The sequence below is a fragment of the Mycolicibacterium sp. XJ1819 genome (assembly GCF_053483675.1).
Genome location: NZ_JBEFST010000001.1, coordinates 193,428 through 209,836, shown reverse-complemented (window position 1 = coordinate 209,836; position 16,409 = coordinate 193,428). Strand labels below are relative to the sequence as shown.

The window sequence follows — 16,409 nt, the reverse complement described above, 5'->3', positions numbered from 1 at the left end:
ATTTGGTGTGAGTGTCACATACATACTGTGTAAGTGACACATACAACGCTGCTCGTCTGAGGCGGCGTCGCACCAGGAGATTGGGGACCGGATGCGGACACGAGGCGCCATCCTGCACGGAGTCGGCAAACCGTGGTCGGTGGAGGAATTCGAACTGGATCCCCCGCGGGCCGGCGAGGTGCTGATCAAGAACGTCGCGGCCGGCATGTGCCATACCGACGACCACATCCTCCAGGGCGATCTGTCCGCGCCCAACGACGTGATGCGGGACTTGGGCCTGCCGGAGATGTTCCCGCTCATCGGCGGTCACGAGGGCTCGGCCGTCGTGCAGGAGGTCGGGGAGGGCGTCACCGATTTCGCACCGGGTGACCACGTGGTGATGTCGTTCGTCGCGACCTGCGGCAAATGCCGGTGGTGTTCGTCGGGTGCGCAGTACCTGTGCGACTCGGGGTCGATGACGATGGTCCCCGGTATGCCGACCGATGGCACGTTCCGCCACCACACCCTGTCCGGTCAGGGGCTCGGACACCTGTCCAAGGTGGGCGCCTTCGCCGAGCACACCGTGGTCGCCGAGACCTCGCTGGTGAAGATCGACCCCGACATCCCGCTGGCCACCGCGGCCCTGGTGTCCTGCGCGGTGCCCACCGGCTTCGGGTCGATGGCCAACCGAGCCAACGTCCGCGGCGGGGACACCGCGGTGGTGATCGGCTGCGGCGGTATCGGCACGAGCGCGCTGCAGGCGGCCCGGATCCAGGGCGCCCGACACATAGTCGCCGTCGACCCCAGCGAGTTCAAGCGCACCTGCGCGCTGAAGTTCGGTGCCACCCACACCGCCGCGTCCGCCGACGAGGCCATCGAGTTGGTCCGTGACCTCACCCGCGGCGTGATGGCCGACGCCGTTGTGGTCTCGCCGTCGCTGGTGTATCAGGAGACTCCGGCCGCGGGGCTGGCGATGACCCGCAAGGGCGGCACCTGTGTCATCACCGGGATGTCACCGCAGACCTTGACGTCGATCGACTTCAACATGCAGGACTTCACGCTGATGAACAAGACCCTGTGCGGAACGATCCTCGGATCGATGAACCCGCGCTCGGATGTGCCGATGCTGCTGGACCTGTATCGGTCGGGCCAACTCAAACTCGACGAGATGATCACCAAGACCTACACCCTCGACCAGATCAACGAGGGTTACGAGGATCTGCGCAGCGACCGAAACGTGCGCGGAGTCATCGTCTTCGACGGCACCGATCAGGAGGTAGGGGCGTGACCACGGCAACGGTAGACCTGTCCGATCCGGCGTTCTGGGCCAACGGATTCCCGCACGAGTTGTTCACCCGGCTACGTGCCGAGTCGCCGGTCTTTCACCACGCGTTCACTCCCCGCGTGGAAGAACAGGTGCAGCGGGAATTCTGGGTCACCACCAAACACCGGCACTGCGTGCGTCTGCACCGCGACACCGACAGCTTCACCGCGTCGGAGGGGCCGCTGATCCAACCGCTGGACACCTTCTCGTCATACCCGAGCATCATCAACATGGACCCGCCGGATGTGAACAAGCGGCGCAAGATCCTCAGCGGCGCGTTCACGCCGCGGGCCGTCGCCAAACTCGAAGAGGGCATCCGCAGGCGGGCCAAGAAGATGGTCGACGAACTCCACGCGGCGGGCGGAGGTGACTGGGTCACCCAGGTCGCCGGCCACCTGCCGATGACCGTGATCGGTGACATCGTGGGGATTCCGGACGCCGACCGGCCCCGGGTCTTCAACCTCGTGGACAAGATCCTGATGACCAAGGCGCCCAATTCGGGTGTGAAACCCGAAGACGAGCCCGCGATCTACATGGAGATCTTCGAATACGCCACGGCACTGACCGCCGAGAAGCGGCGCAATCCCGTCGACGACATCTGGAGCACTCTGGCCACCGCGGTGGCCACCGACGACGCCGGCCGGCAATATGCGTTGGAGCAGATGGAACTCGAGGTCTTCTTCTTCATCCTGAGCCTGGCCGGGGCCGACACCACGAAGAATGCGCTGACCGCCTGCCTGAAGGCGTTTCTGGAGAACCCCGACCAACTCGATCTGTACCGCCGCGACGAGTCGACGCGCGCCTCGGCGGTCGAGGAGGTGCTGCGCTGGACCTCGCCGGTGGCCTTCTGGGTGCGGGGCACCAAGGTCGACATCGAGATGGACGGTGAGCACATTCCGGCGGGCAAACGGGTCATGTCGGTGCTGGCATCGGGCAACCGCGACGAAGAGGTGTTCCCCGACCCGTTCAAGTTCGACATCACCCGTGCCGACAACCCGCACGTGACCTTCGGCGGCGGCGGCCCGCACTACTGTCTTGGGGCGATGTTGGCGCGCGCCGAGATCCGCGCGGCACTCGACGAACTGCTCACCCGGCCAGTCGATTTCACTATCGGAGAGCTGACGGTCACCAACCCGAACCTGACGCTGAACATGAACGTCTACGAGCACCTTCCCATCGAGTTCAAGGGGTAGACGGTGACGATGAAAAGCCCGCCGGTCGACATCTTTCCGGAGCCGGGCCTACTGATCGGTGACCAGCGGTTGGCGACTTCGACCGGCGGCACGCGCGAGCACCGCTATGCCGCGACCGGCCAACTCACCCGGCAGTTCCCGGTCGCGGGCGCAGCCGAGATCGACCGCGCGGTGAGTGCCGCGCGCGCCGCAGTGCCGCACTGGACCGCGATGCCGCGCGACGAGCGACGCCGATTGCTGCTGCGGGTGGCCCAACTGGTGCGCGACAACGCCGAAGAGCTCAGCCTGATGAGCGTGGTGGAGAACGGAATGCCGATCGCGCTGGCCGCGCACAGCCCCGCGGTGACGGCCGACCTGTTCGAGTACAACGCGGGCTGGGCCGACAAGATCGGCGGCACCGTCGAGCCCACCTGGCCGATGCCGTCGCTCGACTACACCGTGGAAGAACCGTACGGCGTTGTGGGCGTGATTATTCCGTGGAACGGCCCACTGGCCTCGATCGGCATGGTGGTGGCGCCCGCGCTGGCCGCCGGCAACTGCGTGGTGCTCAAGCCGCCCGAACTGACGCCGTGGACCAGCCTGCGGTTCGGAGAACTGTTGACGCAGGCGGGCATTCCGGCCGGAGTGGTCAGCGTGGTGCCCGGCGGACCGGAGGCCGGCGAGGCGTTGACCCGTCACCCCGGGATCGACAAGCTGCACTTCACCGGCAGCGGGGCCACCGCGCGGCACGTGTTGGCGGGCGCACAACAACACCTCACCCCGGTGTCGCTCGAACTCGGCGGCAAGAGCGCGAACCTCATCTTCGCCGACGCCGACCTGCCCGCCGCAGTGCAGCAAGCGGTCGGCGGACTGGTCCAACTCTCGGGCCAGACCTGCCTGTGCGGCACCCGGGTGATCGTCGAGGACTCCGTGTACGACGACGTGGTGGAGATGGCGGCGAACTTCCTCGGCCACGTCACCGTGGGCGATCCGCTTGATCCCGCCACCGCGATGGGCCCGGTGGTCAGTGCCGCGGCCGCGGACCGGATCATGGGGATGATCGAGCAGGCCCGCGAGGACTGCCGGCTGGTCACCGGTGGCACCCGGCTCGCCGGTGACCTGTCTGACGGCTACTTCATCGCCCCGACGGTGTTCGCCGACGTCGACAACGCCTCCTACCTGGCGCAGAACGAGGTGTTCGGCCCGGTGCTGTCGATTCTTTCGTTCAGCGACACCGACGACGCCGTTCGGCTCGCGAACGACACCCCTTACGGGCTGGCCGCCTATATCTGGAGCTCAGACCTGCAGCGCACCCACCGGATTGCCGCCCAGCTGACCGTCGGAAACGTCTGGGTGAACGGCTTTTTCGGAATACCTCCGTCGGCGCCGTTCGGTGGGGTGAAGCAGAGCGGCCACGGCCGAATCGGCGGCCGGGACGGTATCCGGGAGTTCACCCGGCCGAAGAACGTCTGGATCGCCCTCTAGGAAAGGTTGCCAATGCAAGACGAGCTCGCGGTTCGCCGAGTCATCGAGGCCTACGCGGACGCGGTCACCCGCCGTGACGCGGCGGCATACGGAGCGATGTACGCGCCGGAGGCGGTGTGGATCGTGGGCCCACCCGTGGACCGGCGCGTCGAGGGTAGGGACGCGATCGTCGCCGAGTTGAGCTCAGAGATCGCGCGACTGGACTTCTTCGTGTTCACCGCGGCCAACATCGTCGTTTCGGTGACCGGCGACACCGCGTCGAGCCGGTCCACGGTACACGAGGTGGGCCGGGCCATGGAGGGCGCCGGACCGGGACTGCCCGCGATGGAGGTCCGTGCGCTCTACGAGGACGAGCTTCGCCGCGACGGCGACGGCTGGGTGTTCACCAAGCGGCGCTACTCGATCCTGTATTTGGACACCACAGTTCCTGCGGGGCAGGCATTCCCGCTCACGGCATCATAGGAACGACGACTCGGCGTCCATGCCGAGACCCGCGGGTGCACCGATCACCATCGTCTGGGCGTTGCCGCATCCGCGGGCTCCGGTGCTGTGGTCGACGACTTCAACCACCGCGTCGCGCAATTGATGGATGCGCCGCGCCACCTGCGGGTCGTCGCAGTTCGCGATGTGCTCTCCGGTGACGTGCAGCGGCCCGTGCCACACCCCGTGGATATCACCCTCGAAACCGAAGTACAGCCCGGTGCCGAGGTGAAAGCCGGTGTCCGACATCGGCTTCACGGAGATCTCCCGGGTCTGTCCACTGGCCAGCGTCAGCGCGATCGTGCCGCCGACGAGGCGACGATTGTCCGGCCGGTACTTCAGGTCGGGGACGGCGGCGACGACGGCGTCTCGCCGACCGTCGGGGTGCTCGATACCGCCCTGGACCTGAAGCGACGAGCCCACCGCCTCCGACGTGCTGGCCTGATAGTAGAGATGAAGACCGTAGGGCGAACCGTCGCTGTTGCGCATCACCGCGGGCATCCAGATCATGTGATTGGACGCATCGCCGGGCTGCGGAGCCGGGGGGATGTCGGTGGGTGGATGGCCGACGAAGTAGCGCACCCCCCATGAGTGGTCGCGCGTCGAAACCCATGTCGAGTCGTCGAATTCGGTTCGCTCACCGTCCACCTCCACCCAGCCGCGGGCCGTGCCGATCTGGTGATAGCGCACCAGGTCGGCGTCCAGTCGGGTGCCGCCCAGCGAGCGATGCTGCTCCCGGTTCTCCATCACCGGCGGCACGATCTTGGTGAAGGTCCACTCGAAGCTGATCGGCACGATGTCGTTCTCGTCGAGCGCGAACCGCACCTGATTCATCGGCTCGATGATCTCGTAGTGCAGCGGTCCCACCGATGCGGCGTCGATGACCGGCGTCAGTTCCCGGCTGGCGCGTACCGTCCACTGGTCGGTGCCGCGGCTGACCCCGCCGAACGCGTCGATCACACCGCGGTTGGTGTACTTGCCCAGGCCGAAGAACATGTGCAGCGCGCCGTCGGTGCCGTACGCCGAGGCGGCCACCTTCTCGGTCCACGCACGATCGGTCTGGGAGACCGTCGCGAAGGTGTCCGCGATCTGATGGTTGAGATGATCGTCTGCGGGCACCAACGGGCCGGTGTAGGTCATGGAGCACCTTTCATCAGGTCGTAGATCCAGTCCTGCAGCGGCGGGATGGTGTGCACGATGTGGTCGGTGACGCCGCGCTGGTGCAGAAGCCGTGACAGCGATTTGAGGACCGCGCCCATCCGCAGCATCGCGAAGACCTCGTACCAGTCCAGTGACTGGACGGGCCGGCCGATCCGCGCGGCGTACCGGTCGAGGGTCTGCGCGCGGTCACAGAAGCCGGGCAGCTCGGCGTCCAGTGGTAGCCCGTTACCCAGTTGGATCGAGCGGCGGATCGCGAACGACCAACCGAGGTCGACCTCGGCAGGGCCGACGCTGGCCATCTCCCAGTCCAAGACCGCCCGCATGCCGAATGAGTCGTCGACGATCATGTTGCCGAAGCGGGCGTCGCCCCAGATCAGCGCGGGGGGTGGCTCGGGATCGGGCAGATGGTCGGCAAGCCAGGTGGCCACGTCGGTCATCTCCGCCGGCGGCGAATTGTCGGTGGCCCAGGCAAGGTAGTCGGTCCACCATGCGAGCTCACCGGCCAACCCCGCGCCCTTCGGTCGGTACAGGAACGACAGTTCGCCGTCGCGGTCGGTGATGGCACCGATGTCGGCGAGAGTGTCGTGGAAGTTGACGTAGAACTCGCGCTGCCGGTCCGGTGCCGCCTCGTAGAGCCAGCCCGCCACGCAGTACTGGGGGGCCTCGTCGGCCGGGATGCGGCCGGGCACCAGATCCATGGCGATGAAAGTGCTTCCGACATAGTCGGGATCGTCTTCGACCGCGACGACTTCCGGCGCGGGCACCCCGTGATTGCGCGCGAGTTCCATGGTGCGGGCCTGCCGGATGAGATCGTATTCCGGGAACACGCCCTCGCCGGCGGGCGGTAGCCGCAGCACCAGTCCGCGCGAGGTGGGCCCGTCCGGAGCACGCCAGGACACGTCGAGCAGCGCGCTTTCACTGGAGAACCCGTTCGTGCGCACCGCTTCGGCCATGCTCACCGAGATCGACTCGGCATCGGGCCAGTGTTGGGTGAGCCACCGGCGAAAGCCGCTCAATACGGCGTCCCAGTCGCGATCGGCGCTACTGACGGTTGACATTTCGGCCTGCCTTCGCTCGTCGCGTCGACCTGGATGGTAGGCACCCGGGAGGTTCGAATGCAATAGAACTCTTGATTTAGTGTCAGTGCCACTCACATAATGAGTAAGTGTCACTCACCGGTACCGATGACGTCCGTCCGTTCTCGATCTCGGTACCCGAGGCCGACCTCGAGGATCTGCGCGCCCGGCTGCGCAACACCCGCTGGCCCGACCCCGAATGTGTCGACGACTGGAGCCAGGGGCTGCCCCTGAGTTATGCCTCAGAACTCGCCGCCTACTGGGCCGACGGGTACGACTGGGGCGAGCGCGAGGCGAGGCTGAATCGGCTGCCCCAGTTCGTCACCGAGATCGACGGCATCGACATCCATTTCATTCACCACCGGTCGGCGCACGACGACGCGATTCCGCTGCTCATCACACACGGGTGGCCCGGGTCGGTGTTCGAGTTCGCCAAGGTGATCGAACCGCTGGTGGATCCGACGGCGCACGGCGGTAAGCCCGAGGACGCCTTCCACGTGGTGTGCCCGTCGCTGCCCGGCTACGGCTTCTCCGGGAAGCCGACCGCCACGGGATGGGGTATCGACAGGATCGCCGAGGCCTGGGACGCGCTGATGGTGCGGCTCGGTTACCGGCGTTATGTCGCCCAGGGCGGCGACTGGGGTGCGATGGTGACCACGCAGATCGGCCGTAATCGGGGCCACTGCGTGGCCATCCACACCAACATGCCGATCGCGGGGCCGCCCGACGGTGGTCTCGGCGAACTGTCGGCCACCGAGCAGCAGGCGCTCGCACGACTCGGCTACTACGACAAGTGGGAGTCCGGGTATGCCAAGCAGCAGTCCACCCGGCCGCAGACGCTGGGCTACGGGCTCACCGATTCACCCGCCGGGCAGATGGCTTGGATCGTGGAGAAGTTCGCGGCGTGGACGGACTGCGGCGGGCATCCGGAGAACGCCGTGAGCCGCGACGAGCTTCTGGACAACGTGACGCTGTACTGGATCACCGGCTCCGCGACGTCTTCGGCCCGGTTGTACTGGGAGAGCTTCGCGGGCGCGGACGGGGCCGGACGCGTCGAGCTGCCGACCGGCGTGGCGGTCTTTCCCGCCGAGATCATCCAGTCGCCGCGGTCGTGGTGTGAGGCCGCCTACAACGTCACCCACTGGACCGAGATGCCCCGCGGTGGCCACTTCGGCGCGCTGGAACAGCCGCAGCTCTTCGTCGACGACGTCCGGACGTTCTTCTCGGCTCACCGATGACCATCGGCGTCGCGGTGGGTGGTGCCGTCGATGATGAGCCGGATCAACTCCCGAATCATCCTGTCACGGCCGGGAATACGCCGCTGAGACGGGTAGACCCAGTCCTCTAGTACCACCGATCCGATGATCATCGCGGCCACCGCGCCGATGGTGGCGGGCTTGTCGTCGGCGGGCAGACCGTACTTGTTGGCCACGTCGAACGACGCGTCATGGACCGCGCGCAGACCCTTGCGAAGCTCCGCGCTGACCGCGACCGCGGCCGGATACAGGTCGCTGCGCGGATCGGAGCGTGCCGAGATCAGTTCCTGAAAGATCCGGTGGTCTTGCCGGATCAACGTGTACAGGCCCTCGACAAGCTGGGTGGCCATCTGCTCGAGTGTGGCGCCGCTGGAGAAGTCGACCCACGATTGGCTCCATTGCGTGATGTAGCGCTTGAGCGGGGTCAGCACGCTGGCCTCGAAGATCTCGACCTTGGATCCGAAGTGCCGGAACAGCGTGAGCTCGGCGACCTGAGCCCTGGCGGCGATCTCCTTGGTGGTCGTCGCGCGGTAGCCGAGGTCGGTGAACAACTCGTGCGCCGATTTGAGCAATCGCTCCCTGACGCCCTCGCGCTCCGGCGCATCCATGGCGGACAGTTTACTGAACGCGGCCGGTTCGGTTCGGCGAAATGTCAGTGGCTTGTTAGTGGCACTGACGTGGTCAGTGGTCGTGGATGACGACCCCGCGGATGTTGCGCCCGGAGAGCATGTCGTCGTAACCCTCGTTGATGTCGCTGAGCTTGTACTCGGCGGTGACGGTCTCGTCGAGCAGCAGCTTGCCCTCGCGGTAGAGGCTCAGCAACCGGGGAATGTCCGCGCGCGGGTTCGCCTCGCCGTACAAACTGCCCAGCAGCCGCTTCTGGTACAGCGTGACGAACGCCATCGGCAGCACCGCGGTGGTCTCGGCCATCGAGGCAAGCGCGGTCATCACCACCGCGCCGCCCTTGCGGACGATATTGAGCGCATCGTTGATCATCGCGCCCTCGAGCACGCCGACGGTCAACAGCGCGGAGTCGGCCATCACACCGCGCGTCAGGTCGGTGACGAGCTCCGTGGCTTCGGCCAGCGAGGTCAAAAAATGTGTGGCGCCGAACTCTAAAGCCTTGTCGCGCTTGGCCTCGACGAGATCGACGGCGACGATGTGCTCGGCACCCGCCAGCCGGGCGCCCTGGATGGCGCCGCTGCCGATGCCGCCGCAGCCGATCACCACCACCGTGTCGCCCGGGCTGACGTCGGCGGTGTTGACGGCCGACCCCCACCCGGTCATCACCCCACAGCCCAGCAGGCAGGCCCGCGACAGCGGCAGGTCGTCGTCGACCTTGATGACCGATGCCTCCGACAGGGTGCCGTACTGGGAGAAGCTGCCGACGCCGGCCATGATGCCGACGTCCTTGCCGTTGACGCGGCGCCGGTAGGAGCCGTCGGCCTGCACCCCCAGCAGGATCAGCGCGCCGAGGTCGCACAGGTTCTGATGGCCGCTGGCACACCACCGGCAGCGCCCGCAGGCCGGTAGGAACGAGGTGACGACGTGGTCGCCCGGTTTGAGATCGCGCACGCCGGGCCCGACCTCCTGCACGGTGCCCGCGCCTTCGTGCCCGCCGATCATCGGCAGCGTCACCCCGGCCAGGTCGCCGGTGCGGACATGGTGGTCGGAGTGGCACAACCCGGTCGCCTCGAAGGAGATCAGCACCTCGCCGTCCTTGGGCCCGTCGAGGTCGACCTCCTCGATGGTCCACGGCTCGTTGAGCCCCCACAGCACAGCGGCGTTGGTTTTCATGGGCAGCACCCTAGGCCGATGTCGGCCGGCTCGGATCGGATTCGCCGGGTTGGGGGCTCAGAGCGTCAACGCCAGGCCGCCGAGCGCCACGATCCAGCTCGCGAAGCTGCCGACGAGGAAGTATTCGGTGATCGCGTCGATTCCGAAGTTCCCGTTCTCCCGGGCCTTCTGGGCGTTGATCTCCGGGAACCGGATGATGCTCTTGGCCGCGACGACGGCGGTGGCCGCCGCCAGTTGGCCGGCCAGGCCCAGACCGAGGATCAGCAGCCGTTCCATCGGGCCGAGCAGACGGCCGCCCTTGAGTTTGTCCGACGGCTGCGGTTGGCCCTCGGGTTTGATCGCCCCGACGGACCCGAGCACCAACCGCACCAACTGGTTGCCGGTGACCACCTGTAGCAGCGCCACCCCCGCGACCATCAGCAGCCGGTCTGGATCCACCGCGATATCCACCCACGACGGCCACCGCTGCACCAGCCCGCCGACGTCAGAACCCAGTCCCGACAACACGATCAGCATGGCCACCGCCGTCCCGAACACCGTCAGCGGCCCGAGTTGGCCCGCGCCCGTCCGCTCGGTGCGGGCGTAGAGTACGACCCAGGCCACGCCGCCCGCCGTCGCCCCCGCCAGCAGCACGATGTCGCCCGCGTGCCACAACCCCGCGAGGGCCGCGCAGCCGACGACCACCGTCGGAACGATCGTGACGGGCACCCACAGCCGCCGGGTCAGCCGGCCGCCTAGGTCGGCGATCCCCACCGCGATCAGCATGACCGCCAGTGCACTCACGGAACGTTCCTGAGATATCGCGAGGCCACCACGATCAGGTCCAGGCCGTCGCGGCCGGCGCGCTGGGAGACCGCCGAGGCGCTGATGTCCTCGGCGGCGGCGATGTCCTTCTTGGTCTGGTCGGTCAACAGGCCCTTCACAATGCGTAACGATCGACTGTCCAGAGATCCAAGCAGATGATCCCGACAGATCAGTGCCGCGTTGACCGCGTCGACATCACCGCGGTCAACGCTGCCGGACCGAAACGACGTGCGCACCAGCGCCAGCCCCGATTGCCGCTGGGCCGACGCGGTCCATTCGATCGCCTCGCGGGCGGCCCACCAACCCGGCCCGTCCTGGATGCCCGTGTCCGCGTCGAGGACGGTCACCGCCCCCCAGCCGATCCCGAACCGGACGTCGAGGCCGGGGGCGACCGCGAGCCGCACCGCGAGCGCCGCGTCGATCGCCGTGCCGACGCTCGGGTAACTGCCCTGGAACTCGTCGCCGACGGTGAACGCCGGTGGGTTCAGTGCATCGGCGGCGACCGTGCGCAGCGCCCGGTTCAGCGCGCGGTGGGCAGCGCTGCGGTCGGCGGCCATGCGCGAGCCGACCACGTCGCCGATCAGCGTCGCGCACACCCTGGATGAAGGTCTACCCTTCATCGCCATCATATGAAGATTATAGCTTCACTATAGCAGAATTAAGCAATACCCTTTATTGGATGAAGGCGGCGGCGGCTTTCAGCTGATCGACCGCGTCGTCGACGATTCCCGCGATCAGCTCCGCGCAGCTGGGCAGGTCGTCGAGAATGCCCGCCACCTGGCCGGACGCCAGCACACCCGCGTCGGTGTTGCCCTCCACCAGCCCGGCCTTCAGCAGCATCGGGGTGTTGGCCGCCATCACCACCTGCGACCAGGTCAGGTCCTTGCCCTGGCGCATCGCCAGGCCGTCGCGGACCATCGACGGCCATGTCATGCCGGTCATCTTCTTGAACTTCCCGGCATTGCGCACCGCCGCAGAGAAGCCGCGCAGCCGTGAGCCGCTCTCCAGCTTCTCGACCAGCCCGGTGCGCAGCACGCGGTGCGGCATGCCGTCGACGCGGGTGGACACCACGGTGCCGTCCAGCGCGGACTCCAGGTAGCGCCGCTTGACCGCGTCGGGAACGGTGGAATCCGACGTCAACAGGAACCGGGTGCCCATCGCGACTCCGGCGGCCCCGTAGGACAGCGCGGCGGCCAGCCCGCGCCCGTCGAAGAATCCGCCGGCGGCCACCACCGGCACGCCGGTGCCTTTCAGCGCGTCGAGCACCGACGGCAGCAGCAGCGTGGTGGCGATCGGCCCGGTGTGGCCGCCGCCCTCCCCGCCCTGCACGATCACCGCATCGGCGCCCCACCCGGCGACCTTCTTGGCGTGCTTGGCCAGGCCGACCGACGGAATGACCACCACGCCTGCGTCTTTGAGCTTGGCGATCAGGTCGGGTTTGGGGGCCAGCGCGAAGGACGCGACCCGCACGCCCTCGCGGATCAGCAGATCCACCCGGTCCCCGGCGTCTCCTGCGTCGGCGCGGATGTTGATGCCGAAGGGTTTGTCGGTGGCGGCCTTGACCTTGGTGACCGCGGTCTGAAGTTCGTCCAGCGTCATGGTGGCCGACGCCAAGATGCCCAGCCCGCCGGCGTTGGCTGTCGCCGACACCAGGCGCGCACCCGCCACCCAGCCCATCCCGGTCTGCACCACCGGATGTTCGATCCCGACCAGCTCGGTCAGCGGGGTTCGTAGCCTGCTCATCGTATTTCCCTGTCCCGCAGGGACTTCGGGTCGATGACATCGCGGATCAGTTTCAACTCGTCCTCGGTGGGCAACCGCGTCGTGTCGACGGTGCCCAGACCGTGCACCTCGAACGAGGTGTTCTCGGCGACCTGCTCGGCGGTCACGCCCGGGTGCAGGGATACCGCGCGCATCTGCCGGTCGGGTCCGTTGAAGTCGAACACGCCGAGGTTGGTGACCACCCGGTGCACGTCGACGAACCGGAATGCGGGGTTGGCCGGGTCGACCTTGTCCCAGCCGATGCCGGACACCACGTCGACGGACTCGCCGAAGACCCGGGTGGAATGGTTGCCGACCCAGTAGCTGGTCGCGTGGTTGATGGTGTTGCCCGGCGCGCCGCGCACTCCGAACATCTGTCGCTTGGGGTGCTGCAGCGGTCCGAACGCGGACAGGTTCTGGTTTCCGTAACGGTCGATCTGGTTGGCGCCCATGACCACATGGCGCCGTCCCCACGCCAGCGTCTCGAAGACGCGCCCGAACGGCATCCAGCCCTCGATCGCCGCGGCGGCGCCGATCGCGGGGGTGTCCGCGATCAGCCGGGCCTCTCCGTCGGTGAGCAGGATGTCGGGGGAGTAGGTCAGCCGAGCCAACCGGGCGCCGATCGAGGCCATCGTGGTCATCGGGCTGACCATGATCTCGCCGGCGTCGCGGAACAACTCCGCGCATGCGAGGGCGCACACCTCGGCACGGGTCACCGACGTCATTTCGCTGCCTCCTGGTCTGCCTCACCGAATTTGCGCACCGCCGCCTGGTAGTCGGCCTCGGTTCCGCTCAGATACGTGTCGACGAACTGCTGCCAGGCCTCTTCGGAGCTCGCCGACTCGGCATAATGCCGCTGGAACTTCTCGTCGCGGCGGTAATCCGGTTCGGCCGTGGTGAAGTGCGCGCCGCCGGGCGCCTCGACCACGGTGTCGACCATCATCCGGTTGATCAGTAGCGCCTGCGGCGGTGCCGCTTTCACCAGTTCCTCGGTGGACACCACCCGCTCGACGGACAGGAAGCGCCGCTCGGCGGACATCAGATACAGGTCGTCGAAGTACGGGTCGATCCCGGTGTAGGCGGCATTGCCCTGTGCGTCACCGAGATTCATGTGCACAAATGCCGCATCGAGCGTCAGCGCGGGCATGGCGATGAGCTCCTCGTAACCGTCGCCGGTGGGATAGGGCGAGCGCACGGTCCTGAGCTCGTCACCCCAGAACGCACGCACATCGCTGCCCAGGCCCGCGCGGGTGGGCAGGAACGGCAGGCGCTGCGCGGCCGCCTGCAGGCCGCAGCGCAGCATGCCCTCGTCCATCTCGCGCGCCTCGATCGACCCACTGGTGCGCGCCTTGGCGAACCACGGGTCGTAGAACGGCGGGGAGTCCAGCGACACGAATCCGTAGTAGGCCCGCTTGACCTTGCCCGCCGAACACAGCAGGCCGAGGTCCGGTCCGCCGTAGGTGACCACGGTCAGGTCGGTGACGTCGGTGCGCAGCAGCGCCCGCACGAACGCCATCGGTTTGCGGCGCGAGCCCCAGCCGCCGATGCCGATGGTCATCCCGCTGCGGATGGTGGAGACGGCGTCATCCAAAGTTGTTCTCTTGTCGCTCACTTCGATCCTTTGTTGGTGCCTGCGAACGCGTCGCGGTGCTCGTCTGACACGCCTGCGAGGTTCAGCTCGAAGGTGAACCCCTGTTCCATGCGATAACTGGAGTTGACCTTCTGCACGTCGATGAGGTTCAACGCCTCCTTGGCGGCCCGGATCACCCGGGTGTCCTTGGCGGCGATATCGCGCGCGACGCGCAGCGCGGCCTCGTCGAGTTCATCGCGCGAGACGACCTCGTGCACCGAGCCGAAGTGGTGCAGGGTGGCGGCATCGACGGTGGCCGCGGTGAAGAACAGCCGCCGCATCATGTGCTGCGGCACCAACCGGGACAGGTGTGTCGCGGCGCCGAGCGCGCCGCGCTCGACCTCGGGCAGGCCGAAGGTGGCGTCATCGGAGGCGACGATGACGTCGGCATTGCCGACCAGGCCGATCCCGCCGCCGACGCAGAACCCGTTGACGGCCGCGACCACGGGCACCGCGCACTCGTAGACCGCCTTGAATGCGGCGTAACAACCGCGGTTGGCGTCGATCAGCGCGGTATAGCCCTCGGTGCGCTGCATCTCCTTGATGTCCACGCCCGCGTTGAACCCGCGTCCGGCGGCACGCAGGATCACCACATGGGTGGCGGGGTCGTCACCGGCCTCGGTGATGGCGTCGGCGAGTTCGAACCAGCCGCGCGACGGGATCGCGTTGACGGGTGGGTAGTCGACGGTGACCGAGACGATGCCGGGTTCGGTGACGGCGGAGGTAATGGTCATGGCACTTCCTGGGGGCTGTAGGAAAGCAAGCACTTGCTTGGTACGCTAGCACAGTGACTGACACCGCAGAGATAAACCTCGGACTCAAGGACAAGGTCGTGCTGGTGACCGGCGGGGTGCGTGGAGTCGGCGCGGGCATCAGCGCGGTGTTCGCCGACCAGGGGGCGACCGTGGTGACGTGTGCGCGCAGGCCGGTGGACGGGTCGCCCTACGAGTTTCACAGCTGCGATGTGCGCGACGACGACTCGGTGGCCGCGTTGATCGAGGCCGTGGTCTCCGGTCACGGTCGGTTGGACGTGGTGGTCAACAACGCGGGGGGATCGCCCTACTCGCTGGCCGCAGACTCGTCGGCGAAGTTCAACACCAAGATCATCCAGCTCAATTTGCTTGGGCCGCTTTCTGTCTCGATTCACGCTAATGCGGTGATGCAGGCACAGCCGCAGGGCGGCTCGATCATCAACATCGCCAGTGTCAGCGGCCGCAGGCCGACCCCGGGCACCGCCCCGTACGGCGCGGCCAAGGCGGGCATGGAGAGCATCACCAGCACCCTGGCCGTCGAATGGGCGCCGAAGGTCAGGGTGAACTCGGTGGTCGTCGGCATGGTGGAGACCGAACAGTCCGAATTGTTTTACGGCGACGCGGACTCGATCGCGGCCATTTCGCGCAACGTGCCGCTCGGCCGGCTGGCCAAACCCGACGACGTCGGATGGGCCGCGGCGTTTCTGGCCTCCGACGCCGCGAGCTACATCAGCGGCGCCTCGCTGGAGGTGCACGGCGGCGGGGAGCCGCCGCACTACCTGGCCACCACCACTGCAGACATCAAACAGTAGAGGAGACAACGGATATGGGACTGCTCGACGGTCGTGTGGTCATTGTGACGGGTGCCGGCGGTGGTATCGGCCGGGCGCACGCACTGGCGTTCGCCGCTGAGGGAGCCCGAGTGGTCGTCAACGACATCGGTGTGGGCCTGGACGGTTCACCCGCGGGCGGTGGCAGCGCCGCGCAGGGCGTCGTCGACGAAATCATTTCCGCCGGAGGCGAAGCCGTCACCAGTGGTGCGAACGTGGCCGACTGGCAACAGGCCGAGGGGCTGATCCAGACCGCGGTGGACGCGTTCGGCGGACTCGACGTACTGGTCAACAACGCGGGCATCGTCCGCGACCGGATGTTCGCCAACACCACCGAAGAGGAGTTCGACGCCGTCGTCGCCGTCCACCTCAAGGGACATTTCGCCACCATGCGCCACGCGGGCGCCTACTGGCGCGCAGAGTCCAAGGCGGGCCGCGCCGTCGACGCCCGCATCGTCAACACCAGTTCCGCCGCGGGCCTGCAGGGCAGTGTGGGACAGGCGAACTACAGCGCCGCCAAGGCGGGCATCGCGGCGATGACTTTGGTGGGTGCCGCGGAGATGGGTCGCTACGGAGTCACGGTGAACGCCATCGCACCCTCGGCGCGCACCCGGATGACCGAGACGGTGTTCGCCGAGATGATGTCGACCCAGGACAAGGACTTCGACGCGATGGCGCCCGAAAACGTCTCGCCGCTGGTGGTCTGGCTCGGCAGCGTCGAGTCCAAGGACGTCACCGGCCAGATGTTCGAGGTCGAGGGCGGGATCATCCGGGTGGCCGAGGGGTGGGCCCACGGCCCGCAGGTCGACAAGGCGGCGCGGTGGGATCCGGCTGAACTGGGGCCCGTGGTCGCCGATCTGCTCGCGAAGGCGCGAAAGCCGGTACCCGTGTACGGGGCTTGA

General features: G+C 67.4%; 17 protein-coding genes. 7 read left to right on the top strand and 10 right to left on the bottom strand.

The features are described from left to right. Positions 1-91: 91 nt before the first annotated feature. The 4 genes from ABQE89_RS01015 to ABQE89_RS01000 are packed head-to-tail and all read left to right on the top strand — an operon-like array spanning position 92 to position 4,422. A complete protein-coding gene (locus ABQE89_RS01015) occupies positions 92-1,267 on the top strand; it encodes an NDMA-dependent alcohol dehydrogenase (protein WP_448413213.1) in 1,176 nt (391 codons plus the stop codon). Further along, the gene (locus ABQE89_RS01010; protein ID WP_448413211.1) at positions 1,264-2,496 is read left to right on the top strand and encodes a cytochrome P450; all 1,233 of its coding nucleotides are present in this window, start codon (positions 1,264-1,266) and stop codon (positions 2,494-2,496) included. Before ABQE89_RS01015 ends, ABQE89_RS01010 begins: the two co-directional genes overlap by 4 nt. Positions 2,497-2,505: 9 nt before the next feature. Further along, positions 2,506-3,960 (top strand): aldehyde dehydrogenase family protein, encoded by a 1,455-nt coding sequence (locus tag ABQE89_RS01005; protein WP_448413554.1) that lies wholly within the window; start codon positions 2,506-2,508, stop codon positions 3,958-3,960. Positions 3,961-3,972: 12 nt separating this feature from the next. Beyond that, a complete protein-coding gene (locus tag ABQE89_RS01000; RefSeq protein ID WP_448413208.1) occupies positions 3,973-4,422 on the top strand; it encodes a nuclear transport factor 2 family protein in 450 nt (149 codons plus the stop codon). Here ABQE89_RS01000 and ABQE89_RS00995 read toward each other — a convergent pair. After that, a complete protein-coding gene (locus ABQE89_RS00995; protein WP_448413206.1) occupies positions 4,417-5,580 on the bottom strand; it encodes an Rv3169 family protein in 1,164 nt (387 codons plus the stop codon). The two genes, ABQE89_RS01000 and ABQE89_RS00995, sit on opposite strands and share 6 nt — an antisense overlap. Next, entirely contained in the window at positions 5,577-6,659 is a 1,083-nt protein-coding gene (locus ABQE89_RS00990; RefSeq protein ID WP_448413204.1) for a phosphotransferase family protein, read from the bottom strand. Before ABQE89_RS00990 ends, ABQE89_RS00995 begins: the two co-directional genes overlap by 4 nt. Before the next feature lie 107 nt (positions 6,660-6,766). Between ABQE89_RS00990 and ABQE89_RS00985 the strand changes: the two genes are divergently transcribed. Continuing rightward, a complete protein-coding gene (locus ABQE89_RS00985; RefSeq protein WP_448413202.1) occupies positions 6,767-7,915 on the top strand; it encodes an epoxide hydrolase family protein in 1,149 nt (382 codons plus the stop codon). Here ABQE89_RS00985 and ABQE89_RS00980 read toward each other — a convergent pair. The 8 genes from ABQE89_RS00980 to echA20 all read right to left on the bottom strand — a co-directional run bounded on the left by ABQE89_RS00980 (position 7,906) and on the right by echA20 (position 14,659). Beyond that, complete coding sequence (locus ABQE89_RS00980) at positions 7,906-8,541, bottom strand: TetR/AcrR family transcriptional regulator (protein WP_448413200.1); 636 nt, start codon at positions 8,539-8,541, stop codon at positions 7,906-7,908. The genes ABQE89_RS00985 and ABQE89_RS00980 overlap by 10 nt on opposite strands. A gap of 73 nt (positions 8,542-8,614) precedes the next feature. Then, positions 8,615-9,730, bottom strand: coding sequence for an NDMA-dependent alcohol dehydrogenase (locus tag ABQE89_RS00975; RefSeq protein WP_448413198.1), 1,116 nt, complete (start codon positions 9,728-9,730; stop codon positions 8,615-8,617). Positions 9,731-9,787: 57 nt separating this feature from the next. Beyond that, positions 9,788-10,513 (bottom strand): hypothetical protein, encoded by a 726-nt coding sequence (locus ABQE89_RS00970; RefSeq protein ID WP_448413196.1) that lies wholly within the window; start codon positions 10,511-10,513, stop codon positions 9,788-9,790. Next, positions 10,510-11,163, bottom strand: a complete 654-nt coding sequence (locus ABQE89_RS00965) for a SatD family protein (RefSeq protein ID WP_448413194.1) — start codon at positions 11,161-11,163, stop codon at positions 10,510-10,512. Before ABQE89_RS00965 ends, ABQE89_RS00970 begins: the two co-directional genes overlap by 4 nt. A 43-nt stretch (positions 11,164-11,206) precedes the next feature. Continuing rightward, a complete protein-coding gene (ipdC, locus tag ABQE89_RS00960; protein ID WP_448413192.1) occupies positions 11,207-12,277 on the bottom strand; it encodes a (3aS,4S,5R,7aS)-5-hydroxy-7a-methyl-1-oxo-octahydro-1H-indene-4-carboxyl-CoA dehydrogenase in 1,071 nt (356 codons plus the stop codon). Continuing rightward, the gene (gene ipdB / locus ABQE89_RS00955) at positions 12,274-13,020 is read right to left on the bottom strand and encodes a cholesterol ring-cleaving hydrolase subunit IpdB (protein ID WP_448413190.1); all 747 of its coding nucleotides are present in this window, start codon (positions 13,018-13,020) and stop codon (positions 12,274-12,276) included. Before ipdB ends, ipdC begins: the two co-directional genes overlap by 4 nt. Then, positions 13,017-13,907 carry a cholesterol ring-cleaving hydrolase subunit IpdA gene (gene ipdA / locus ABQE89_RS00950; RefSeq protein WP_448413188.1) on the bottom strand — a complete coding sequence of 297 codons (891 nt, stop codon included), beginning with the start codon at positions 13,905-13,907 and terminating at the stop codon, positions 13,017-13,019. Before ipdA ends, ipdB begins: the two co-directional genes overlap by 4 nt. Beyond that, positions 13,904-14,659: a (7aS)-7a-methyl-1,5-dioxo-2,3,5,6,7,7a-hexahydro-1H-indene-carboxyl-CoA hydrolase gene (echA20, locus tag ABQE89_RS00945; RefSeq protein WP_448413186.1), complete on the bottom strand. Its 756-nt coding sequence runs from the start codon at positions 14,657-14,659 to the stop codon at positions 13,904-13,906. Before echA20 ends, ipdA begins: the two co-directional genes overlap by 4 nt. A 53-nt stretch (positions 14,660-14,712) precedes the next feature. Here echA20 and ABQE89_RS00940 point away from each other — a divergent pair, with 53 nt between their 5' ends. Both ABQE89_RS00940 and ABQE89_RS00935 read left to right on the top strand, forming a co-directional pair. Continuing rightward, positions 14,713-15,489 (top strand): SDR family oxidoreductase, encoded by a 777-nt coding sequence (locus ABQE89_RS00940; protein ID WP_448413184.1) that lies wholly within the window; start codon positions 14,713-14,715, stop codon positions 15,487-15,489. A 14-nt stretch (positions 15,490-15,503) separates the two neighbouring features. Next, positions 15,504-16,409 (top strand): SDR family oxidoreductase, encoded by a 906-nt coding sequence (locus ABQE89_RS00935; RefSeq protein WP_448413182.1) that lies wholly within the window; start codon positions 15,504-15,506, stop codon positions 16,407-16,409.